This window comes from Streptomyces sp. NPDC001728, from assembly GCF_040297565.1.
Classification (GTDB): Bacteria; Actinomycetota; Actinomycetes; order Streptomycetales; family Streptomycetaceae; genus Streptomyces.
This window is the reverse complement of record NZ_JBEOZK010000009.1, coordinates 259,912-281,944: the sequence shown is the minus strand read 5'-3', so window position 1 is coordinate 281,944 and position 22,033 is coordinate 259,912. Positions and strand designations below refer to the sequence as shown.

Genomic DNA, 22,033 nt, shown 5'->3' with positions numbered 1-22,033 from the left:
GTCCCGGGACGGCGCTCCTACGGTGCCGTCACGAAGTCGATCAGTTCCTCCACCCGGCCCAGCAGCTCCGGCTCCAGGTCCTTGTAGGACTCCACGCGCTTCAGGATCGCCTGCCAGACCGCGCCGGTGTTGTCCGAGGGCCAGCCGAGGGCCCGGCACACGCCCGTCTTCCAGTCCTGGCCGCGCGGAACCGCGGGCCAGGCCGGGATGCCGAGCGAGGAGGGCTTCACGGCCTCCCAGACGTCGATGTACGGGTGGCCGACGACGAGCACGTCCGGGGAGGTCACCCGGGCGGCGATCCGCGACTCCTTCGAGCCCGGGACGAGGTGGTCGACGAGAACGCCGAGGCGGGCGTCCGGCGCCGGGGCGAACTCCGCGACGATCGACGGCAGGTCGTCGACGCCCTCCAGGTACTCCACGACCACGCCCTCCACGCGCAGGTCGTCGCCCCAGACCCGCTCGACGAGCTCCGCGTCGTGGCGGCCCTCGACGTAGATCCGGCCCGCCCGCGCCACCCGCGCCCGCGCCGCCGGGACGGCCACCGAGCCGGAGGCCGTACGGGACGGGCGCACCGGCGCCGACGAGGACGGGCGGACCAGGGTCACCACCCGGCCCTCCAGGAGGAAGCCGCGCGGTTCCAGCGGGAACACCCGGTGCTTGCCGAAGCGGTCCTCCAGGGTCACCGTGCCCGCCTCGCAGCGGATCACCGCCCCGCAGAAGCCCGTGGAGACCTCCTCGACGACCAGATCGCGGTCGGCCGGGATCTCCGGGACGGGCTTCGGCTTCTTCCACGAGGGCGTCAGGTCCGGGTCGTAGCTGCGCATTCGGTGGACGCTACGACACCGCGAAGCGCGTGGCCAGTTCACCGCGCTGGGTCCGTACGAACGTGGCGTCCACCACCGCCCCGTGCCCCGGCACGTACACCGCGTCCTCGCCGCCGAGGCGCAGCAGCCGGTCCAGCGCGTCCGGCCAGCGGGACGGGACCGAGTCCGGCCCCGCCTGCGGTTCGCCCGACTCCTCCACCAGGTCGCCGCAGAAGACCACCTCCCGCTCGCCGGGGACCAGGAGCGCCAGGTCGTGGCCGGTGTGGCCGGGGCTGACGTTCGCCAGGAGGACCTGCCGGCCGCCCAGGTCGAGGTTCCATTCGCCGGAGACCGTGTGCCGCGGGGCCACCAGGGCGTCCACCGCCTCCGCTGCCGCCGCCTCGCCGACCCCCTGCCGTACCGCGTCCTCGCCCAGCGCCTCCCGGTCCCGCACCCGGCCCAGCAGCTCGTCCGAACCCACCGCGCCGAAGACCTCCGCCCCGGCGAACGCCGCCGTGCCGAAGACATGGTCGAAATGGGGGTGGCTCAGTGCGATGTGTGTCACTCTCCGGCCGCCCGTGAGGCCCGCGATCTGCGTCCGCAGCTCGGCGCCCTCCGCGAGCGAGGAGCCCGTGTCGTACAGCAGCACCGCCCGCTCGCCCAGGACCAGTCCGACCGTGGCGTCCCAGCCGGGCAGCCGTCGCCGGCCCACCCCGTCCGCGAGCCGCTCCCATCCGTACGCTTCCCAATCCACGTCCATGGGGCGACGCTAACCGGTGGGGGCGTCGCCTCCTTGCCAGGAGCGACGCCCGCCGCCGTACACTGACCGGGGGATCGCTGGCACTCGGACAGGGCGAGTGCCAAAAGCGGAGCAACCGGAACGACGACGACAGCTGGAGGTGCGCACGATGCTCAGCGAACGCAGACTCGAGGTCCTGCGCGCCATCGTCCAGGACTACGTCGGGACGGAGGAGCCCGTCGGCTCCAAGGCGCTCACCGAGCGCCACAAGCTCGGCGTGTCACCCGCCACCGTGCGCAACGACATGGCGGTGCTGGAGGAGGAGGGGTTCATCGCCCAGCCCCACACCAGCGCCGGCCGGATCCCGACCGACAAGGGCTACCGGCTCTTCGTCGACCGGCTCGCCGGCGTCAAGCCGCTGTCGACGCCCGAGCGGCGGGCCATCCACAACTTCCTCGACGGAGCCGTCGACCTGGACGACGTCGTCGGGCGCACGGTCCGGCTGCTCGCGCAGCTGACCCGTCAGGTCGCCGTCGTCCAGTACCCCTCGCTGACGCGTTCGACCGTCCGGCACGTGGAACTGCTCTCGCTGGCCCCGGCCCGCCTGATGCTCGTGCTGATCACGGACACCGGTCGCGTCGAGCAGCGGGTCGTGGACTGCCCCGCGCCCTTCGGCGAGACCTCGCTCGCCGACCTGCGGGCCCGGCTCAACAGCCGGGTCGTCGGCCGCCGGTTCGCCGACGTGCCGCAGCTGGTGCAGGACCTCCCCGAGTCCTTCGAGGAGCTCGAGGACCGCGCCACGGTCTCGACCGTGCTCGCGACCCTCCTCGAATCCCTGGTCGAGGAGCACGAGGAGCGGCTGATGATCGGAGGCACCTCCAATCTCACCCGCTTCGGCCCCGACTTTCCCCTGATGATCAGGCCCGTCCTGGAAGCTCTGGAGGAGCAGGTCGTGCTTCTCAAGCTGCTGGGCGAGGCCAAGGAATCGGGCATGACCGTACGGATCGGGCACGAGAACGCCCACGAGGGGCTGAGCTCCACGTCCGTCGTCTCGGTCGGCTACGGTTCGGGCGGCGAGGCAGTCGCCAAACTCGGCGTGGTCGGACCGACCCGCATGGACTACCCCGGAACGATGGGAGCGGTACGCGCAGTGGCACGTTACGTCGGACAGATCCTGGCGGAGTCGTAAGTGGCCACGGACTACTACGCCGTACTCGGCGTGCGCCGCGACGCTTCCCAGGACGAGATCAAGAAGGCGTTCCGGAGGCTCGCCCGCGAGCTGCACCCGGACGTCAATCCCGATCCGAAGACGCAGGAACGCTTCAAGGAGATCAACGCCGCCTACGAGGTCCTCTCGGACCCGCAGAAGAAGCAGGTCTACGACCTGGGCGGCGACCCCCTCTCGGCCTCCGGCGGAGGCGGCGCGGGCGGCTTCGGGGCCGGCGGCTTCGGCAACTTCTCCGACATCATGGACGCCTTCTTCGGCACGGCCTCGCAGCGCGGACCGCGCTCGCGGACCCGCCGCGGCCAGGACGCCATGATCCGTCTGGAGATCGACCTCAACGAGGCGGCCTTCGGCACCACCAAGGACATCCAGGTCGACACGGCGGTCGTCTGTACGACCTGCTCGGGCGAGGGCGCCGCACCCGGCACCTCCGCGCAGACCTGTGACATGTGCCGCGGTCGTGGCGAGGTCTCCCAGGTCACCCGGTCCTTCCTGGGCCAGGTCATGACCTCGCGGCCCTGCCCGCAGTGCCAGGGCTTCGGCACCGTCGTCCCGACCCCGTGCCCCGAGTGCGCGGGCGACGGCCGGGTCCGCTCCCGCCGCACCCTCACCGTCAAGATCCCGGCCGGTGTCGACAACGGCACCCGGATCCAGCTCGCGGGAGAGGGCGAGGTCGGCCCCGGCGGCGGCCCCGCCGGCGACCTGTACGTCGAGATCCACGAGACGCCGCACGAGACCTTCCAGCGGCGCGGCGACGACCTGCACTGCACGGTCACCCTCCCGATGACGGCGGCGGCGCTCGGCACCAAGGTGCAGCTGCAGACCCTCGACGGCCTTGAGGAGATCGACGTCCGTCCGGGCACCCAGTCCGGTCAGTCGATCCCGCTGCACGGCCGGGGCGTCACCCATCTGCGGGGCAACGGCCGGGGTGACCTGATCGTGCACGTCGAGGTGCAGACGCCGGGCAAGCTGGACGCGGAGCAGGAGCGCCTCCTGCGCGAACTGGCCCAACTGCGCGGTGAGGAGCGGCCCACCGGCCAGTTCCAGCCCGGGCAGCAGGGCTTGTTCTCGCGCCTGAAGGACGCGTTCAACGGGCGGTAGGCGCTCTCGCGCCTGAAGGACGCGTTCAACGGGCGGTAGGCCCGTACGGACGAAGGGGCGGTGCCGTGATCACGCGGGCCGCCCCCTTCCCGTACCCGGCGCGCCTGTGGCTCCGGGGCCCGCCGGCCCCGCACCTGACGGACGAGCGGCATACGGATTCGGCCCCGAAGCGGGGTCATGACACGATGCCCATATGTCCACCAGCGCACTGAACGGTCTCTCTCGGTTTCCGATCGTGCAGGCCCCCATGGCGGGTGGCGGTTCCAGCCCCGAGCTCGTCGGAGCCGTGTGCGAGGCCGGGGCGCTCGGCTTCCTGGCCGGCGGGTACAAGACCGCCGGAGGCATGTACCAGGAGATCAAGCAGGTACGCGCGCTCACCTCGCGGCCCTTCGGCGTCAACCTCTTCCTGCCGCAGTCCGGGCGGGCCGCCGACCCGGCCGCCGTCGAGGTCTACCGCCACCAGCTCGCCGGCGAGGCCACCTGGTACGACACCCCGCTCGGCGAGACCGACGACAGCCGCGACGACGGCTACGACGGCAAACTGGCCATCCTCCTGGAGGACCCGGTCCCCGTCGTCTCCTTCACCTTCGGCTGCCCCGCGCCCGAGGCCCTCGCCGCCTTCGCCCGCGCCGGCACGTACACGATCGTCACCGTCACCTCCGCCGAGGAGGCCCTCGCGGCGCAGCTCGCCGGGGCCGAGGCCGTCTGTGTGCAGGGCGCCGAGGCCGGCGGACACCAGGGCACCTTCCGCGACGAGCCGGCCGACGACGACGCCCCCGGCACCGGGCTGCTCACCCTTCTCACCCAGGTCCGCGAGAGCGTCGCCCTGCCGATCCTCGCGACCGGCGGGATCATGCGGGGCGCGCAGATCGCCGCCGTCCTCGCGGCCGGGGCCGACGCCGCCCAGCTCGGCACGGCGTTCCTCTGCTGCCCCGAGTCCGGCGCCCACCCGCTCCACAAGCGGGCCCTGACCGACCCGCTGTTCACCCGGACCGCGTTCACCCGGGCCTTCACCGGACGCCCGGCGCGCGGCCTCGTCAACAGGTTCCTGCGCGAGCACGGGCCGTACGCCCCCGCCGCCTACCCCGAGATCCACCACCTCACCGCCCCGCTCCGCAAGGCCGCCGCAGCCGCCGGCGACGCCCAGGGCATGGCCCTGTGGGCCGGCCAGGGCCACCGGCTCGCCCGCGAACTCCCCGCCGGGCGGCTGGTCGAGGTGCTGGCCGCCGAACTCGACACCGCCCTCTCCGGCCAGGCCCACAGGAGCGCCTCATGACCGCACCCGTCTTCGTCGTCGACGCCGTTCCCGGCGCCGGGAACTTCCTCCTGGACGGCCCCGAGGGGCGGCACGCCGTCTCCGTGAAACGGCTGCGGGAGGGCGAGGAACTGGTCCTCGCCGACGGCCGGGGCCGCTGGGCGGCGTGCGTGGTGCTGACCGCCGAGGGCAAGGACCAGCTCACCGTGCGGGTCGACGAGGTCCATGAGGACCCCGAGGAGGAGCCCCGGATCACCGTCGTCCAGGCGCTGCCCAAGGGCGACCGTGGCGAACTCGCCGTCGAGACCATGACGGAGACAGGGGTGGACGCGATCGTGCCGTGGGCCGCCTCCCGCTGCATCACCCAGTGGAAGGGCGACCGGGGCCTCAAGGCGCTCGCCAAGTGGCGCTCCACCGCGCGCGAGGCAGGCAAGCAGTCGCGTCGCTCCCGGTTCCCCGAGGTCACCGATGCGATGACTACCAAGCAGGTCGCCGCCTTCCTCGCGGAGGCCGACTTCGCGGCCGTCCTGCACGAGGACCGCGACCACCCCAGCGGGGCGCTCGCCACCGCCGAACTCCCCGCGAAGGGCTCGGTCGTGCTGATCGTCGGCCCCGAGGGGGGCGTCTCCCCGGAGGAGCTGGCCGTCTTCGAGGCGGCCGGGGCGCGCCCGTACCGGCTGGGCCGCAGCGTGCTGCGCACCTCCACGGCCGGCACGGCGGCGACGGCACTGGTCCTGGGACGCACGGGACGCTGGAGCTAGCGGACGCCGGCCGGAGCGGGGACGGGGGCGGCGGCGCGTGGGCGATCCGGTGGCGCCGGACCCGGCGGCGCTTCCGTACGGACCCACGGTGGCGCGTACGCACGGAACCCGGTGGACGGCCGCCCCCGGCGGCTCCCTAGGCTGGCCCGCATGGCCGACGAGTCCCCCCTGATCCGCAGTCTGCGCGCCGCCGTGGCCGCCGCCCCCGGTGACGTACCCCTGCGCCTCCACTTCGCCGAACTCCTCCTCGCGGAGGGGCGCGCCGACGAGGCCGTCGCGGAGGCGGCCGTCGCCCTCCAGCACGCGCCCGGGGACGCGGACGCCCGCGCGCTGATGATGCGGGCGATGGGGATGCCGCCGGCTCCCGTGACGGCACCCGCACCCGCCCCCGAAGAGCCCGTACAGCCGGAAGCCCCCTCGGCCACACGCCCGGAGGCTCCCACCGCCCAGCCCCCCGCCTTCGACTGGGCCGCCGCCGAGCAGCAGGTCCAGGACGTCGTCGGACCCCGGTTCCTGGAGGACCCGCAGGCCGCCGACGGCGAGGGGGCCGCCGGGGACGCCGCCGCCTGGGACGTCGACGCGCCGGGCTCCGTGCGCCTCGCCGACGTCGGCGGGATGGAGGAGGTCAAGGACCGGCTCGAAGCCGCCTTCCTCGCCCCGATGCGCAACCCCGAACTCCGCAAGCTGTACGGCAAGTCGCTCCGCGGCGGCCTGCTCCTCTACGGGCCGCCCGGCTGCGGCAAGACGTTCATCGCGCGGGCCGTCGCGGGCGAACTCGGCGCGAACTTCCTCACCGTCTCGCTCTCCGACGTCCTCGACATGTGGATCGGGGCCTCCGAGAAGAACATCCACGACATCTTCGAGACCGCCCGCCGCCAGGCCCCCTGCGTGGTCTTCCTCGACGAGCTGGACGCCCTCGGCGCCAAGCGCTCCCGCTCCCACCACAGCGGTCTGCGCAATGTCGTCAACCAGCTCCTCACCGAACTGGACGGCATCGCGAGCGGCGCCGGCAACGAGGGCGTCTTCGTGCTCGCCGCCACCAACGTGCCCTGGGACGTGGACATCGCCCTGCGCCGCCCCGGCCGCCTGGACCGCACCCTGCTGGTGCTGCCGCCGGACGCCACCGCCCGCGAGTCGATCCTCCGCTACCACCTGCGCGAGCGCCCCATCGAGGCCGTCGACCTCGGCAAGCTCGTCAAGGCCACCGAGGACTTCTCCGGCGCCGACCTCGCGCACGTCTGCGAGACGGCCGCCGAGGCCGCCCTTCTGGACTCCGCCCGCAGCGGTTCCGTACGCCTCATCTCCACCAAGGATCTGCTCGGCGCGGCCAAGCAGATCAAGCCGTCCACGGAGCCGTGGTTCGCCGCCGCCCGGAACGTCGCCATGTTCGCCAACGAGGGCGGCCTGTACGACGACCTCCTCGCCCACCTCAAGCGGAAGCGCAAGCTGTGACCGCCCCGACCGCGCTCCGGCGCGCCGAGGCCCTCTACGACACCGGGCGGTACGCGCAGGCCGGGGAGCTCGTCGCCCAGCACCTGGCGACCGAACCGGAGGACGCCGAGGCCCTCGTCCTGCTCGCCCGCTGCCACCACCGGGCCGAGGATCACCCCGCCGCCCTGGACGCCGTGGACCGGGCGCTGCGCGCCGAACCCGAGCTGCTCATGGGCTGGCTGATGCGGGTGCAGATCCTGCTGGGCCTGCGCCGCTTCCCGGAGGCGGAGGCCTCCGCCCGGCACGCCGTCGAGCTCGCCCCGCAGTTCTGGGGCAGCCACTACGCCCTCGGCACCGCCCTCGCCCAGTTCGCGGAGCACGCGCACACGCCCGCGCGTACCGTCGCGGCGTACGAGGCGGCGCGGACCGCCGTGAACCTCGGCCCCGAGGAGGACGCGGCCCACTTCCTGGTGGGGCTCACCGCCCAGCGCCGGGGCGACCACGCCACCGCGCAGCGGGCGTACGAGACGACGCTGCGGCTCAACCCGCAGAGCAGCGAGGCGCACAACAACCTGTCGCTGCTGCGGCTGCGGCGCCGCTGGTTCCGGCGCGGGGCGTGGACCCAGGCAGCCGAGGGCTTCGTCGCCTCCGCCGCGCTCGACCTCCAGGACCGCAAGGCCCGCTACAACCTGGAGGCCATGGCCTGGAACACCGTCGCCGGGGCCCGTTGGGTGGCCCTGCTCGGCTTCATCGCCTCGACGTTCGGCGCCGCCGCCGTCCGGAGCGGGGCGACCGGCGCGGAGGCGGTCGTGCCGCTGGTGACCGGGGCGGCCGTGCTCGTCGGCGCCTGGGGCGGCTGGGTGCTGTGGATGGGCCGCCGGGTGCCGCCCCGGCTGCGCCGCCCGCTGTTCCTGGTGGCGCGCTCCTGCCGGCCGGTGATCGCGATGGCCACCGCCGTGGGTCTGCTCGGGCTCTACTCGGTGGTGTCCATGGCCCTGTGGTCGTTGGGCACGGGCGCCGTCGGCGGACTGGGGACGCCGCTGTTCTGGGGCGTGATCATCACGTACTGGGTGAGCCGCTCGGCGCTGAACCGGCGCGCGCCCAAGGACTGACCGGGGACGCGGTGGTGTCGGAGGCGGCCGATAGCATGCGCGTGTACTGACCGACGGAGTCGAGGAGGACCGGGCCATGGCCGGAGAGCCGCAGGGCGACTGCCTGTTCTGCAAGATCGTGGCGGGTGACGTGCCCGCGACGCTCGTGCGGGAGACCGAGACGACCGTCGCGTTCCGCGACATAAACCCGCAGGCGCCCACCCACGTCCTCGTGATCCCGCGCCTCCACTACCCGGACGCGGCCTCCCTGGCCGCCGCCGCGCCGACCGTCGCCGCCGACATGCTGCGCGAGGCGGGCGAGGTCGCGGCGCAGGACGGCGTCGACGGCAGCGGTTTCCGGATCGTGTTCAACACCGGCGCCGGAGCGGGCCAGACCGTCTTCCACGCCCACGCGCACGTGCTGGGCGGGCGCGGCCTCAACTGGCCCCCCGGCTAGAGCGGGACGCGCGCACGTGTCCGTACGCGAACTGGTCGTGCTCGGGACCGCCAGCCAGGTCCCGACCCGGCACCGCAACCACAACGGCTATCTGCTGCGCTGGGACGGGCAGGGCATCCTCTTCGATCCCGGCGAGGGCACCCAGCGGCAGATGCTGCGGGCCGGGGTCGCCGCCCACGACATCGACCGGATCTGCGTCACGCACTTCCACGGCGACCACTCGCTGGGCCTGGCCGGGGTGATCCAGCGGATCAACCTCGACCAGGTCCCGCACCCGGTCACCGCGCACTACCCGGCGAGCGGGCAGCACTTCTTCGAGCGGCTGCGGTACGCCACGGCCTACCGCGAGACCGTGCGGCTGGCAGAGGCGCCGGTCGGCGCCGACGGTCCGCTCGCCGTCACCGACGCGTACACGCTCGACGCGGCCCGGCTCTCGCACCCCGTCGAGTCCTACGGCTACCGGCTCACCGAGCCCGACGGGCGCCGCATCCTGCCCGAGCGGCTCGCCGCGCACGGCATCGAGGGCCCCGACGTGGGCCGGATCCAGCGCGAGGGCGTCCTGGACGGGGTGACCCTCGACGAGGTCAGCGAGGTCCGGCGCGGCCAGCGCTTCGCCTTCGTCATGGACACCCGCCTCTGCGACGGGGTGCACGCCCTCGCCGAGGGCGCCGACATGCTCGTCATCGAGTCGACCTTCCTCGACGAGGACGTCCGGCTCGCGACCGACCACGGCCATCTGACGGCCGGACAGGCCGCCGCCGTCGCCCGGGACGCGGGCGTACGGCATCTCGTGCTGACCCACTTCTCGCAGCGCTACGCCGACCCGGAGGAGTTCGAGCGGCAGGCGCGGGCGGCCGGGTTCGACGGCGAGCTGAGCATTGCCAAGGACCTCATGAGGGTCCCCGTACCGAAGAGATAGAGCACCACCCATGCACCTCCCGGTGGGCCTTCCCAAGGCCGAACTGCACCTCCACATCGAAGGCACCCTCGAACCCGAGCTGGCCTTCGCCCTCGCCGCGCGGGGCGGCGTCACCCTGCCGTACGCGGACACCGCCGCCCTGCGCGAGGCGTACCGTTTCAGCGACCTCCAGTCCTTCCTGGACCTGTACTACGACCTGATGGCGGTCCTGCGCACCGCCGAGGACTTCACCGAACTCGCCGACGCCTATCTGGAGCGGGCCGCCGCCCAGGGCGTCCGGCACGCCGAGATCTTCTTCGACCCGCAGGCGCACACCGCCCGCGGCGTCCCGATCGGCACCGTGATCGAGGGCCTGAGCGCCTCCCTCGCCCGTTCCGAGGAGCGGTACGGGATCTCCACCCGGCTCATCATGTGCTTCCTGCGCGACGAGTCGGCCGAGTCGGCCCTCGCGACCCTGGAGGCCGCGAAGCCGTATCTGGACCGGATCACCGGCGTCGGCCTCGACTCGGCGGAGGTCGGCCACCCGCCGGCCAAGTTCCGCGAGGTGTACGAGGCCGCCGGGGCGCTCGGGCTGCGCAAGGTCGCCCACGCGGGCGAGGAGGGCCCGGCGGAGTACGTCCGGGAGGCGCTGGACGTCCTCGGCGTGGAGCGGATCGACCACGGCCTGCGGTGCATGGAGGACCCGGAGCTCGTCGGCCGGCTGGCCCGCGAGCGGGTGCCGCTCACACTCTGCCCCCTGTCGAACGTACGGCTGCGGGTCATCGACACCCTGGCCGACCACCCGCTGCGGACGATGATGGCGGCGGGGCTGCTCGTCACCGTGAACTCGGACGACCCGGCGTACTTCGGGGGGTACGTGGGGGACAACTTCGAGGGGGTGCGGGAGGCGTTGGGCCTGGAGCCGGAACAGCTCCGCGAGCTGGCCCGCAACTCGTTCCTGGCCTCGTTCCTGGAGGACGACGAGCCCCGCAGGGAGCGGTACCTCGCGGAGGTGGAGGCGTACGAGTTCCCGGGCCGGTGACCCGGGCGTACCCGCGTCCGGCGGCCCGGACGGACCTCTGGGGCCTGTCTTCGGATCAGGCTCTAGCCCCGGTCGCTCGGCCTCGCCAGACGGAGGGTCGCCTTCGTCAGGCGGCGGCGGCCCGGGGTCGCCGGGAGTGGGATCGGGGCCAGCCGGGCTTCCGGGGCGCCCATCTGGGGGACCGTGGGCGGGGTCGCCGCCGCCGTGCCCGCCAGGACCGCCGCCGGGGCGCCGCCCCTGCGGTGGATCGAGCCCGGCACCAGCGGACGGCCGGAGGCATGGCGGGCGACCGCCGTCATCGGGGCGGCGACGAGCAGGAGCAGTGCGCACAGGACCATGCCCATGCCCGGGTAGCCGGCGCCCTCCGAGAGGAGGCTGCCCGTCACCGGGCCGCAGGCCACGCCCAGGGAGGACGCCGAGCCGACCAGGACGGCCCACCGGCCGCGAGGGTCGAGGGAGGCGGCCAGGCCCAGGAGGTACGACAGGACCACCGGGTAGACGGCGTTCCACAGGATCTCGCCGGTCGCGAACGACGCCAGGTCCCCGGCGGCCGAGCTGAGCAGCACACAGCCCGCGATGAGGACCGTGCCCACCCCGATCGGCACGGCCCGGCCGAGGCGCGAGCCCAGCGCACCGGCCGCCGTGACCCCCGCCAGGCCCGCGCCGAGCGCCGCCGCGAAGACCGCGCCGACGGTGACCTCGGAGAGTCCCGCCTGGGAGAGGCCGATACGGCCGCTCACACCCCACAGGGCGTTCTGCGCGAGGGACCAGCAGAGGATGCCCGCGGCGAGGACGACCCCCGCCCCGCGGTACGGCAGCGGGCCCGTCGGCGCGGTCCGCCGTTCCACCCCCTCACGCGCGCGCGTGACGCCCGGCAGCCGGTTCGTCAGCGGCCACACCAGGGCCGCCGCGCAGGCGATGGCCAGCAGCGGCGGGGCGTGACCGCCCGCCAGGTGCGGCAGGGTCAGATACAGGCCGCCCGCCGTGGCCGAGACCGTCAGCAGGCCGAGCGTGGCCGCCCGGTGCGGGTCCCGCTGCCCGGCGATCCCGGCGGCGGCCACCGCCGTCGCCGTGCCCGAGCCGAAGCCGCCGAGCACCGCGCCCGCCACCACCAGCGGGACGAGGCCGGTCGCGGCGGCGGAGCCGTATCCGACGGCCATCGCGAGCAGGCCCGCGCGGGCCGCCCGGCGCGGTGCGATCCGGTCCCCGCGCGCGGCGAGGGCGAAGCCGGCCGAGGAGGAGCCGAGGAGCAGGACGGAGCCGACGAGGCCCGCCTGCGCGGGGCTGAGGCCGAGCCCGGCGGAGAGCCGGCCGACGACGGTCGGCAGCAGGTAGGGGGCGAGGTATCCCGCCGTGAAGAGGGCGACGAGGGCGACGAGAGCCCCCGGGACGCGCGGGCGCGACGACATGGGCGTTCCAGGAACTGAACAGGGAAATGAGATGGGCGCCCGGTGATCCACGGGTCGCGGCACCATGTGTATCAAGCATCCGAGTGGGCGGAGAAGACGGTATCCCCCGATTCGGCCTGTGATACAGGTCACAATCGGTTTGGGGTCGGAACGGCGAGGGAACGCGCGACGTCCGCGTCGCGTCACCCCCGTCCCTCCACCCCCATCGGGCACACTGTCCAGACCGGCACCACGGTGCCGGTCCAGCGCACCACGACCGGGGAGTCCGCCGTGACCACAGCAAGGGGAGACCAGCCGCAACACGACGCCGGGGTCGACCCGTTGGTGCGCCTGCGCGAACCCACCGACCCCGCCTGCGACGTCTTCCTCACCGGCACCGTCTTCCTCGACATCATCTTCACCGGCCTCGACAGCGCCCCCGTCCGCGGCACCGAGTCCTGGGCCCGCGGCATGGGCTCCAGCCCCGGCGGCGTCGCGAACATGGCCACCGCCCTCGCCCGGCTCGGCCTGCGCACCTCGCTCGCCGCCGCCTTCGGCGACGACCACTACGGCGAGTACTGCTGGGACGCCCTCGAACAGGGCGAGGGCATCGACCTGTCGCTCTCCCGCACCGTCCCCGGCTGGCACTCCCCGGTCACTGTCTCCATGGCCTACGAGGGCGAGCGGACGATGGTCTCCCACGGCCACGAGGCCCCCCACCTGGACGGCGCCCTGCCCGCCTACCCGCCCCACGCGCGCGCGGCCGTCGCCTCCCTGGTCCCCGGCCGCTCCGAGGAGTGGGTCGCCCGGGCCGCCCGCGGCGGCGCCAAGGTCTTCGCCGACGTCGGCTGGGACGACACCGGCCACTGGGACCTCGCCGGGCTCACCGACCTCGCCCACTGCGAGGCCTTCCTGCCCAACGCCACCGAGGCGATGCGCTACACCCGCACCGACTGCCCCCGAGCCGCCGCCCGCGCCCTCGCGGACAAGGTCCGCTACGCCGTCGTCACCCTCGGTTCCGAGGGCGCCTACGCCGTCGACGGCGCCACCGGTGAGACCGCCGAGGTCCCCGCCATCCAGGTCTCCGCCCTCGACCCGACCGGCGCCGGGGACGTCTTCGTCGCCGGATTCGTCACCGGCACCCTCGCCGACTGGCCGCTCGCCGACCGCCTCGCCTTCGCCGGCCTCACCGCAGCCCTCTCCGTCCAGGAGTTCGGCGGCTCCCTCTCCGCCCCGACCTGGGGCGAGATCGCCGCCTGGTGGCAGCACGTCCAGGGGCACGCCATGCAGGACCCCGAGACCCTGCGCGACCGCTACGCCTTCCTGGAGCGCCTCCTGCCCGCCCCCGCCCGCCCCTGGCCGCTGCGCAGGGCGGTGCCGACGATCGGCTTCCGGGCGGCCGCCCCGTAAATCCCTACGGCCTGTCGGTGCCGAGTCGTAGGCTTGGAGATCCAGAGGTTGTCGAGCGGCGAGAACCCTGCAACGGGAGGTATGCGCAGGCTTAGTGCCGGCCCATGACTCAGACACCCACAACCCATGACGGGGCGTCCCGCGACGGAGCGCCCGACCAGGCCCGCGCCCACTTCACCGTCCCCGCCAAGCACCCGATGGTGACCATCCTCGGCTCAGGCGATTCGCTGCTCCGCGTCATCGAGCGGTCGTTCCCCGGGACCGACATCCATGTCAGGGGCAACCAGGTCAGCGCGGTCGGCGACGCGGCGGATGTCGCGCTGATCCAGCGCCTGTTCGACGAGATGATGCTGGTGCTCCGCACCGGTCAGCCGATGACGGAGGACGCGGTGGAACGCTCCATCGCCATGCTGCGGGAGGAGACCGGGGACGCGGCCGTCGAGACGCCGTCCGAGGTGCTCACCCAGAACATCCTCTCCAACCGGGGCCGCACGATCCGCCCCAAGACGCTCAACCAGAAGCGGTACGTCGACGCGATCGACAAGCACACGATCGTCTTCGGCATCGGCCCCGCCGGTACCGGAAAGACCTATCTGGCCATGGCCAAGGCGGTCCAGGCCCTGCAGTCCAAGCAGGTCACCCGGATCATCCTGACCCGCCCGGCCGTCGAGGCGGGCGAGCGCCTCGGCTTCCTGCCCGGCACGCTCTACGAGAAGATCGACCCGTACCTGCGCCCGCTCTACGACGCGCTGCACGACATGCTCGACCCGGACTCGATCCCCAAGCTCATGGCGAGCGGGACGATCGAGGTCGCGCCGCTGGCCTACATGCGCGGCCGGACGTTGAACGACGCGTTCATCATCCTCGACGAGGCGCAGAACACGAACCCCGAGCAGATGAAGATGTTCCTCACCCGCCTCGGCTTCGACTCGAAGATCGTCATCACCGGTGACGTCACCCAGGTCGACCTGCCGAACGGGACGAAGAGCGGTCTGCGGCAGGTGCGCGACATCCTGGAAGGCGTCCAGGACGTCCACTTCTCGACGCTCACGTCGCAGGATGTCGTCCGGCACAAGCTCGTCGGCCGTATCGTCGACGCGTACGAGCAGTACGACAGCCGCAACGGGCTGAGACATTAGACGAGAGAAGTACAAGAGCACCATGTCGATCGACGTCAACAACGAGTCCGGTACCGAGGTCGACGAGCAGGCGATCCTCGACATCGCCCGCTACGCGCTCGCGCGCATGCGCATCCACCCGCTCTCCGAGCTCTCGGTGATCGTGGTGGACACGGAGGCCATGGAGCAGCTCCACATCCAGTGGATGGACCTGCCGGGCCCGACGGACGTCATGTCCTTCCCGATGGACGAGCTGCGCCCGCCGGCGAAGGACGACGAGGAGCCCCCGCAGGGTCTCCTCGGCGACATCGTGCTCTGCCCCGAGGTCGCCACCCAGCAGGGCAAGGACGCGCCGACGGAGCACTCCATGGACGAGGAGCTCCAGCTGCTCACCGTCCACGGTGTGCTCCACCTCCTCGGCTACGACCACGAGGAGCCCGAGGAGAAGGCCGAGATGTTCGGCCTCCAGGCGGCGATCGTCGACGGCTGGCGCGAGGAGAAGGGCCTGACCGGCCCGTCCCCCGCGCCGACCGTCTCCTGACCCCGATGGACGTTTCGCTCGTCCTCGGGGCGGTCGCCCTGGTCGTCGTGGCCTGGCTGGCCGCGTGCGCCGAGGCCGGTCTCGCCCGCGTCTCCAGCTTCCGCGCCGCCGAGGCCGTACGGTCGGGGCGGCGCGGGGCCGCGAAGCTCGCCCAGGTCGCCGCCGACCCGACCCGCTACCTCAACGTGGCGCTGCTCGTCCGCGTCGCCTGCGAGATGGCCGCCGGCGTCCTCGTCACCTACGTCTGTCTGGAGGCCTTCCCGGAGACCTGGGAGGCGCTGCTCGTCGCGATCGCCGTGATGGTCCTGGTCTCGTACGTGGCCGTGGGCGTCTCGCCGCGCACGATCGGCCGCCAGCACCCGCTGAACACGGCGACGGCCGCCGCGTACGTACTGCTGCCGCTCGCCAGGGTCATGGGCCCGATCCCGCAGCTGCTGATCCTCATCGGCAACGCGCTGACCCCCGGCAAGGGCTTCCGCAAGGGCCCGTTCGCCTCCGAGGCGGAGCTGCGGGCCATGGTGGACCTCGCCGAGCAGGAGTCGCTGATCGAGGACGAGGAGCGCCGCATGGTGCACTCCGTCTTCGAGCTGGGCGACACCCTCGTGCGGGAGGTGATGGTGCCCCGGACCGACCTCGTCTGCATCGAGCGGTACAAGACGATCCGTCAGGCCCTCACGCTCGCGCTGCGCTCCGGCTTCTCCCGTATCCCCGTCACCGGGGAGAACGAGGACGACATCGTCGGCATCGTGTACCTCAAGGACCTGGTCCGCAAGACGCACATCAACCGGGACTCCGAGGCGGACCTGGTGTCCACCGCGATGCGGCCGGCCGCCTTCGTGCCCGACACCAAGAACGCCGGTGACCTGCTGCGCGAGATGCAGCAGGAGCGCAAACACGTCGCCGTCGTCATCGACGAGTACGGCGGCACGGCCGGCATCGTCACCATCGAGGACATCCTCGAGGAGATCGTCGGGGAGATCACCGACGAGTACGACCGGGAGCTGCCGCCGGTGGAGGACCTCGGCGAGGACCGCCGCCGGGTGACCGCGCGCCTCGACATCGGGGACCTCGGCGAGCTGTACGGCCTGGGGCCCGACGAGTACGACGACGAGGACGTGGAGACCGTCGGCGGGCTGCTCGCGAAGGCGCTGGGCCGGGTCCCGATCGCCGGTGCGAAGGCGGTCGTGGAGCTGCCGGACGGGCGTTCGCTGCGGCTGACGGCGGAGTCCCCGGCCGGTCGGCGGAACAAGATCGTCACCGTTCTCGTGGAACCGCTGGAACCGGAGGAGAGCCCGGAATGACCCCCGACGAGCTGCGCGCCTTCTGTCTGGACTTCAACGACGCGACGGAGGAGTTCCCGTTCGGTCCTGACGTCTCCGTCTTCAAGGTCGCGGGGAAGGTGTTCGCGCTCTCGTGGCTCGGGTCCGAGCCGCTGCGGGTCAATCTGAAATGCGATCCGGACGACGCCGTACGGCTCCGCGAGGAGTATCCGGCGATCGTCCCCGGCTATCACATGAGCAAGCGCCACTGGAACACGGTGGGCGTGGGAGAGCTCCCGGACCGCATGGTCCGGGAGCTCGTCGAGGACTCGTACGACCTCGTCGTCGCCGGTCTTCCGAAGGCGGTACGGCTCCGCCTCGACCGCCCCTGAGTCACCGGCGCCGCAGTCCGACGCCGACCAGGAGCGCGGTGCCGAGCAGGATCGCCGCGTCGAGCAGGAGGACCGTGCGGACGCCGCCGTAGAGGTTCCCGCCGGTGGTGGCGAGGACGCCGAGCAGGGGGATGCCGACGGTGAGGCCGACCTGCTGGGTGGTGGTCACCAGGCCGGTGGCCAGACCCTGCTCCTCGTTCGGGACGCCGGAGGTGACGGTCAGTCCGTACGAGACGATCGCGCCGAGGTGGAACATCGAGGCCACCGAGACGGCGACGGTCGCCAGGACCGCGCCCGACTCCTGGCCCACGCCGAGCAGCCCGGCCGTCAGGACGCCCTGTCCGACGAGGGAGCCGACGAGGGTGCGGCGGGCGCCGAGCCGGCCGATCACCTTCGGCGCGAGCATGCCGGCCACGACCGACACCACGCCCTGCACACCGAAGATCAGGCCGGTCTGGAAGGCCGACAGGTCCAGCGTCTCCTGGAAGTACAGGGTCAGGACGAAGACGACGGTCGACATCATCGAGAAGGTGACCAGACCGCCCAGGTTGCCGAAGGCGACCGTGCCCCGGCGCAGCATCGGCAGGGAGACCAGCGGGGCCGCGTGCCGGGACTCGACCCGCACGAAGACCGCGAGCAGCAGCAGGCCCGCCACCAGGGTGACCAGCACGTCGGCGTCGCCGAAGCCGCGCTGGGCGGCCGTCGACAGGGCGTAGATCAGGGCGAGCAGACCGCCGGTGACGGTGACCGCGCCGGGCACGTCGAGCCGGGGCCGGTCGGGGGTGCGGGACTCGGGGAGCAGTCCGGGGGCCAGCGGCAGCACGATCACGCTGAACAGGGCGAGCAGGCCCATGGTGGAGCGCCAGCCGAGGGTGTCGGTCATGACGCCGCCGAGGACCATGCCGACGGTGAACCCGAGTGAGAGCAGGGTGCCGGAGATGCCGAGCGCCCGGTCGCGCAGCGGGCCCTCGGGGAAGGTCGTGGTCAGCAGGGACATGCCGGTGGGCACGATCGCGGCGGCGCCGATGCCCTGGAGGGCGCGTCCGGTGAGGAAGGCGGCCGGGTTCCAGGCGAAGGTGGCGAGCAGCGAGGCCGCGCCGAAGAGGGCGAGCCCGGCGAGGAACAGCTTCTTGCGTCCGTAGAGGTCGCCGATGCGTCCGAAGAGGAGCAGGAAGCCGCCCGAGGGGAGGGCGAAGGCGGTGACGGCCCACTGGAGGGCGGACTGGCCGAGGCCGAGGTCGGCGCCTAGGACGGGCAGGGCCACGTTCAGGACGGAGAAGTCCAGCGCGACCATGAACTGGGCGGCGCAGAGCACGAAGAGGATGAGGCGGGTGCGGCCGGTGAGGGCCGGGGGAGCGGCCGGGGCGCCGGAGGCGGTGGGGGCGGTCGGGGGTGAGGTCGTCGTTGCCATGCCCCCACCCTCGGCGTCCGGGAACAACGCTGGGGAGCGGGAACTTATCCTGTTGGTCGTACCACCAGGCATCCAGGGGGAGGAAGCACACGTGGCCACCGCTCCCGAGAGCACCACGATGAAGCAGCACCGGCTGGGCGAGCTGCGCGAGTTCCTGATGAGCCGCCGGGCCCGGGTGAGCCCGGCCGAGGCGGGGCTGCCGGACGGCGGCGCTCGGCGCCGCACGCCGGGGCTGCGCCGGGAGGAGGTCGCGGTCCTCGCGGGCGTCGGGGTCTCCTGGTACCAGTGGCTGGAGCAGGGCCGGGACATCACGGTCTCGCCGCAGGTGCTCGACTCGGTGGCGCGGGTGCTGCGGCTGAGTCCGGCGGAGCGGCGCCATCTGTACGTCCTGGCGGCGCTGAACCCGCCGGCCCCGCAGACGGCCCCGGAGGACCGGGACATGTGCGAGGGGCTGCGGCGGCTCATCGACGCGTGGATGCCGTATCCGGCGCACATCATGGACGCCTACTGGAACACCATCCTGTACAACGACGCGGCGTCGATCGTGCTCGGGATGCGGCCGGAGATCTCGCAGAACTGCCTGGTGAACTTCTTCACCGATCCGCTCTACCGCGCGCGCGTGGGGTACTGGGAGGGGCTCGCGCCGAGGGTCGTCGCGCAGTTCCGCTCGGCCTGCTCGGAGTGCCCGGACGACGAGGGCTTCCGCGCGGTGGTCGAGGAGCTCAAGGAGCTGAGCCCGGAGTTCGTGGAGCTGTGGGAGCGGCGGGACATCCTGCCGGGTGGCCAGAACCGCAAGGAGCTGACGCATCCGCTGGTCGGCGCGCTGTTCGTGGAGGCGACGCAGCTCAGGGTCCCGGCCCGGCCGGACCTGGTGATCGTGATGCACACGCCGCTGCCGGAGGCGGGCACGGCGGAGAAGCTGGAGTGGCTGGTGTCGCCGGAGGGCCGCCGGGGAGCGATGTACCCGGTCGCGGGCTGATCACAGGGGCGGACGGACCGGTCGCGGGCTGATCCCCCGGGCGGACGGACCGGTCGCGTGGTGAGACGCCGGGCGGTCGCGGGCTGAGACCGGACCCGGGCCCGTCCCGGCCTCGACCTATGCTCAGGGCATGACACTCAGCAGCGAGCACGGCGACCTCGGCGCCGAGGACCTCAAGATCATCACGCTGGCGCGGAGCGCCCGCGCGCGCAACGGCGTGCCCGAGGGGGCCGCGGTGCGCGACGAGACCGGGCGTACGTACGTGGCGGGCACGGTGGAGCTGGAGTCGCTCCGCCTGAGCGCGCTGCGGACCGCGGTCGCCATGGCGGTGGCCAGCGGCGCCCGGTCGCTGGAGGCGGCGGCCGTCGTGTCGAACGCCGGGGCCGCCTCGGACGAGGACCGCGCGGCGGTACGGGACCTCGGCGGCCCGGAGACCCCGGTGCTGCTCGCGGGCCCGGACGGACAGCTGCGCGCGGCGGTCACCGCGGGCTGAACCGAGCGGCGAGATCAGGACACGGAGGGCCCGGCGGAGAGCCGGGCCCTCCGTGTCTTTGTGTGTTTGTGAAGGATCACCGCGTCTTCTCTTGCCTTCCCCGGCGGTCTGCGTCTCAATGAACACCGGTTCGTCCGACGGACCGTCAGATCTCCACCATTCACGCAGTGTCCGCACCCCTGCGTTCGTCATCGGAAGGGGTTCGAACTCGCCATGAGAAGCAGAAGCACCTTAGGGACCGTCGCGGTCCTCGCCGGCGGCATCGCCGCCGCCTCGCTGGCCTTCGCTCCGACGGCCGCCGCCGTGGCGCCGGGGACGGCCACGGCGACGTACGACTGCGGAAGCTGGGGCGGTGGCACCGCCACCCTCACGGCCACGCAGAGCGGCACCGCCGCGACCATCACCGTCACCTCCGCCGTCACGACGCCGATCGCGGTCGGCGCCGACACGATCAGCTCGACCCTGACGCTGGCCAAGGGCGGCGGCGGCACCCGGGTCTTCACCGGGAAGAAGAACCCGGCGCTCGCTGCCGGGCAGTCCGTGGTCATGGGTCCGCTGAGCGGGACCGTGGCCTCGGGTGACAGCCTCAACTCGTACTTCGCGGGTGTCGCCCTCAAGATGGTGATCTTCGGGGTCACGGTGAACTGCGACGCGGTGACCTCGCAGTCGCCCGGCCCGTTCGTGTTCAGCTGAGCCCTGCCCCAACCGGACCGGTGTCGCCTTCGGGCGGCACCGGTCTCCGTCGTGTTCCGGGGCGATGACCTGGGGAAACGCCGAAGCCGACGATCTTGACATTATCTGATGGGTCATCAGTCGATGTCTTTCGCTTGCATTGACTTCTTTTCGCCGGCGGCCGTCAATGGCGCCCACTCATTCCTCAGGAGGGGGCACTCCCATGGCACTCACCCGATCCCGGGCGGCGGCCCGAAGACGGCGCTGGACCGCCGTCCTCGGCGCCACCGCCCTCGCGGTCGTCGGCGGCGGCGCCGTCGCCGCCCCGGCCGGCGCGACAAGCACCTCCGTGGAGGTGCAGTTCCCCACGCGCTGCGTCCCGCCGCCGATCGCCGGCATCCCGGCCATCGAGGGCACGACCACGTCCGCGATCACGGTCGACAAGTCGGCGCCCAAGGTCGGCGACACGGTGACCGTCACCTACACGATCACCAAGCCCGCCGCGTCCAACCCGGTCGACCTGGCCCTCCCGGCCGACATCATGACGCCGAGCGGAAAGGTCGTCCTCGGCGGCGCCCAGTCCGGCGCCGTGACCGTCACCGGACCCAAGAAGAACCCGCCGGTCCCCGGCAAGGGCTCCTTCCCGGCCTTCTCCATGACCGGCACCTTCACGGTCACCGAGGCCGGATCGATCACCCTGTCGCCCGGCGACTACAACATCCACACCAGCTACCTGATGGAGCTGGACACCCCCTGTACGGTGCTCAACCCGCCCGCCCCGGTCTCCGAGACGGTCGTCGCGAGCCCCGTCACCAGCCCCAACGCCCGGACGCTCCAGCTCGACAACGCCTCCGGTGACCCCGGGGTCCGGGTGACCGTCAGCGGCGCCAAGTTCACCCCGCTCACCGAGGTCACCGTCGTCGGCCGGGCCGGCGGCGCGGAGACCGCGGACCGGATGACCGTCACGACCGACAGCGAGGGCGCCTTCGCCGCCCGTCTGAAGGTCAACGACGCGGCGACCACCGGGGTCGTGGCGTACGAGGGCGCGGCCTGGGACCCGGAGAAGGGTGCCGGACCCGCCGCGTACAAGGTCGTCGTCCCCGCTCCGCCGAACAGCCAGACGGTCACCGCGACCGTCACGGCCGGCGAGCTGTCCATGACGCAGGCCGGTGACGCCGTCCAGCTGTCCGCGGTCGACTTCGGCCAGGGCGGCGCGGCCACCGGAGCCCTCCAGACGGTGACGGTCAAGGACTTCCGCGGCGGCCCCGCGGGCTGGTCCCTGACCGGCAAGGTCACCGACTTCACCGGCCCCGGCGGCGCCATCGGCGCCGGGAACCTCAGCTGGACCCCGGCCTGCAGCGCCAAGGCGGGCAGCCCCAGCACCTGCGCGGCCGGTTCGGCCGGCCCGGTCGGCAGCGGCGGCGCGACCCTCGCCTCCACGCCGAACGGCGCCCTCACGGGCGGCGAGTTCACCGTCGACGCCGGGCTCTCCCTCGACGTCCCGGCGTTCACCGCGCCGGGCGCGTACGCGGGCGTGCTCACGCTGACCCTGTCCTGACCGCACAGC

22 protein-coding genes are annotated in these 22,033 nt (G+C 72.9%); 18 read left to right on the top strand and 4 right to left on the bottom strand.

The features are described from left to right. Positions 1-17: 17 nt before the first annotated feature. Together ABT154_RS16825 and ABT154_RS16820 are read right to left on the bottom strand one after the other, a co-directional pair. Positions 18-824 (bottom strand): DUF3097 domain-containing protein, encoded by an 807-nt coding sequence (locus tag ABT154_RS16825; RefSeq protein WP_351857581.1) that lies wholly within the window; start codon positions 822-824, stop codon positions 18-20. A gap of 10 nt (positions 825-834) precedes the next feature. Then, the gene (locus ABT154_RS16820) at positions 835-1,563 is read right to left on the bottom strand and encodes an MBL fold metallo-hydrolase (RefSeq protein ID WP_351857580.1); all 729 of its coding nucleotides are present in this window, start codon (positions 1,561-1,563) and stop codon (positions 835-837) included. A gap of 148 nt (positions 1,564-1,711) precedes the next feature. Between ABT154_RS16820 and hrcA the strand changes: the two genes are divergently transcribed. The 9 genes from hrcA (at position 1,712) to ABT154_RS16775 (ending at position 10,803) form a co-directional block, all read left to right on the top strand. Beyond that, complete coding sequence (gene hrcA / locus ABT154_RS16815; protein WP_351857579.1) at positions 1,712-2,731, top strand: heat-inducible transcriptional repressor HrcA; 1,020 nt, start codon at positions 1,712-1,714, stop codon at positions 2,729-2,731. Further along, positions 2,732-3,868 carry a molecular chaperone DnaJ gene (gene dnaJ / locus ABT154_RS16810; RefSeq protein WP_351857578.1) on the top strand — a complete coding sequence of 379 codons (1,137 nt, stop codon included), beginning with the start codon at positions 2,732-2,734 and terminating at the stop codon, positions 3,866-3,868. 193 nt (positions 3,869-4,061) lie between these two features. Continuing rightward, a complete protein-coding gene (locus tag ABT154_RS16805) occupies positions 4,062-5,144 on the top strand; it encodes a nitronate monooxygenase (protein ID WP_351857577.1) in 1,083 nt (360 codons plus the stop codon). Then, positions 5,141-5,884, top strand: a complete 744-nt coding sequence (locus ABT154_RS16800; RefSeq protein ID WP_351857576.1) for a 16S rRNA (uracil(1498)-N(3))-methyltransferase — start codon at positions 5,141-5,143, stop codon at positions 5,882-5,884. Before ABT154_RS16805 ends, ABT154_RS16800 begins: the two co-directional genes overlap by 4 nt. 150 nt (positions 5,885-6,034) lie before the next feature. Next, entirely contained in the window at positions 6,035-7,336 is a 1,302-nt protein-coding gene (locus ABT154_RS16795) for an ATP-binding protein (protein WP_351857575.1), read from the top strand. Then, entirely contained in the window at positions 7,333-8,427 is a 1,095-nt protein-coding gene (locus ABT154_RS16790) for a tetratricopeptide repeat protein (protein WP_351857574.1), read from the top strand. The genes ABT154_RS16795 and ABT154_RS16790 overlap by 4 nt, the downstream gene beginning before the upstream one ends. 76 nt (positions 8,428-8,503) lie before the next feature. Next, complete coding sequence (locus ABT154_RS16785; protein ID WP_351857573.1) at positions 8,504-8,863, top strand: histidine triad nucleotide-binding protein; 360 nt, start codon at positions 8,504-8,506, stop codon at positions 8,861-8,863. A 16-nt stretch (positions 8,864-8,879) separates the two neighbouring features. Then, positions 8,880-9,782, top strand: a complete 903-nt coding sequence (locus tag ABT154_RS16780; protein WP_351857572.1) for a ribonuclease Z — start codon at positions 8,880-8,882, stop codon at positions 9,780-9,782. A 10-nt stretch (positions 9,783-9,792) separates the two neighbouring features. After that, a complete protein-coding gene (locus ABT154_RS16775) occupies positions 9,793-10,803 on the top strand; it encodes an adenosine deaminase (protein WP_351857571.1) in 1,011 nt (336 codons plus the stop codon). A 62-nt stretch (positions 10,804-10,865) separates the two neighbouring features. On the opposite strand, the gene ABT154_RS16770 is transcribed toward ABT154_RS16775, so the two are convergent. After that, positions 10,866-12,212: an MFS transporter gene (locus tag ABT154_RS16770; protein ID WP_351857570.1), complete on the bottom strand. Its 1,347-nt coding sequence runs from the start codon at positions 12,210-12,212 to the stop codon at positions 10,866-10,868. 270 nt (positions 12,213-12,482) lie between these two features. Between ABT154_RS16770 and ABT154_RS16765 the strand changes: the two genes are divergently transcribed. The 5 genes from ABT154_RS16765 (at position 12,483) to ABT154_RS16745 (ending at position 16,911) form a co-directional block, all read left to right on the top strand. Beyond that, positions 12,483-13,601, top strand: a complete 1,119-nt coding sequence (locus tag ABT154_RS16765) for a carbohydrate kinase family protein (RefSeq protein ID WP_351857569.1) — start codon at positions 12,483-12,485, stop codon at positions 13,599-13,601. Between the two features lie 104 nt (positions 13,602-13,705). After that, entirely contained in the window at positions 13,706-14,740 is a 1,035-nt protein-coding gene (locus ABT154_RS16760) for a PhoH family protein (protein ID WP_351857568.1), read from the top strand. A gap of 22 nt (positions 14,741-14,762) precedes the next feature. Continuing rightward, a complete protein-coding gene (gene ybeY, locus ABT154_RS16755) occupies positions 14,763-15,260 on the top strand; it encodes an rRNA maturation RNase YbeY (protein ID WP_351857567.1) in 498 nt (165 codons plus the stop codon). A 5-nt stretch (positions 15,261-15,265) separates the two neighbouring features. After that, complete coding sequence (locus ABT154_RS16750) at positions 15,266-16,561, top strand: hemolysin family protein (RefSeq protein ID WP_351857566.1); 1,296 nt, start codon at positions 15,266-15,268, stop codon at positions 16,559-16,561. Continuing rightward, positions 16,558-16,911 (top strand): MmcQ/YjbR family DNA-binding protein, encoded by a 354-nt coding sequence (locus tag ABT154_RS16745; protein WP_351857565.1) that lies wholly within the window; start codon positions 16,558-16,560, stop codon positions 16,909-16,911. Before ABT154_RS16750 ends, ABT154_RS16745 begins: the two co-directional genes overlap by 4 nt. A 1-nt stretch (position 16,912) precedes the next feature. Here ABT154_RS16745 and ABT154_RS16740 read toward each other — a convergent pair whose 3' ends face one another. Then, positions 16,913-18,322 (bottom strand): MFS transporter, encoded by a 1,410-nt coding sequence (locus tag ABT154_RS16740; protein ID WP_351857564.1) that lies wholly within the window; start codon positions 18,320-18,322, stop codon positions 16,913-16,915. Positions 18,323-18,440: 118 nt separating this feature from the next. On the opposite strand from ABT154_RS16740, the gene ABT154_RS16735 reads away from it, so the two are divergent. From ABT154_RS16735 to ABT154_RS16720, 4 genes are all read left to right on the top strand, one after another. Continuing rightward, entirely contained in the window at positions 18,441-19,301 is an 861-nt protein-coding gene (locus ABT154_RS16735) for a helix-turn-helix transcriptional regulator (protein WP_351857598.1), read from the top strand. Positions 19,302-19,431: 130 nt separating this feature from the next. Then, a complete protein-coding gene (locus tag ABT154_RS16730; protein WP_351857563.1) occupies positions 19,432-19,794 on the top strand; it encodes a cytidine deaminase-like protein in 363 nt (120 codons plus the stop codon). A gap of 213 nt (positions 19,795-20,007) precedes the next feature. Continuing rightward, positions 20,008-20,487 carry a hypothetical protein gene (locus tag ABT154_RS16725; protein ID WP_351857562.1) on the top strand — a complete coding sequence of 160 codons (480 nt, stop codon included), beginning with the start codon at positions 20,008-20,010 and terminating at the stop codon, positions 20,485-20,487. A 202-nt stretch (positions 20,488-20,689) separates the two neighbouring features. Continuing rightward, a complete protein-coding gene (locus ABT154_RS16720; RefSeq protein WP_351857561.1) occupies positions 20,690-22,024 on the top strand; it encodes a beta-xylosidase in 1,335 nt (444 codons plus the stop codon). Positions 22,025-22,033 lie beyond the last annotated feature (9 nt).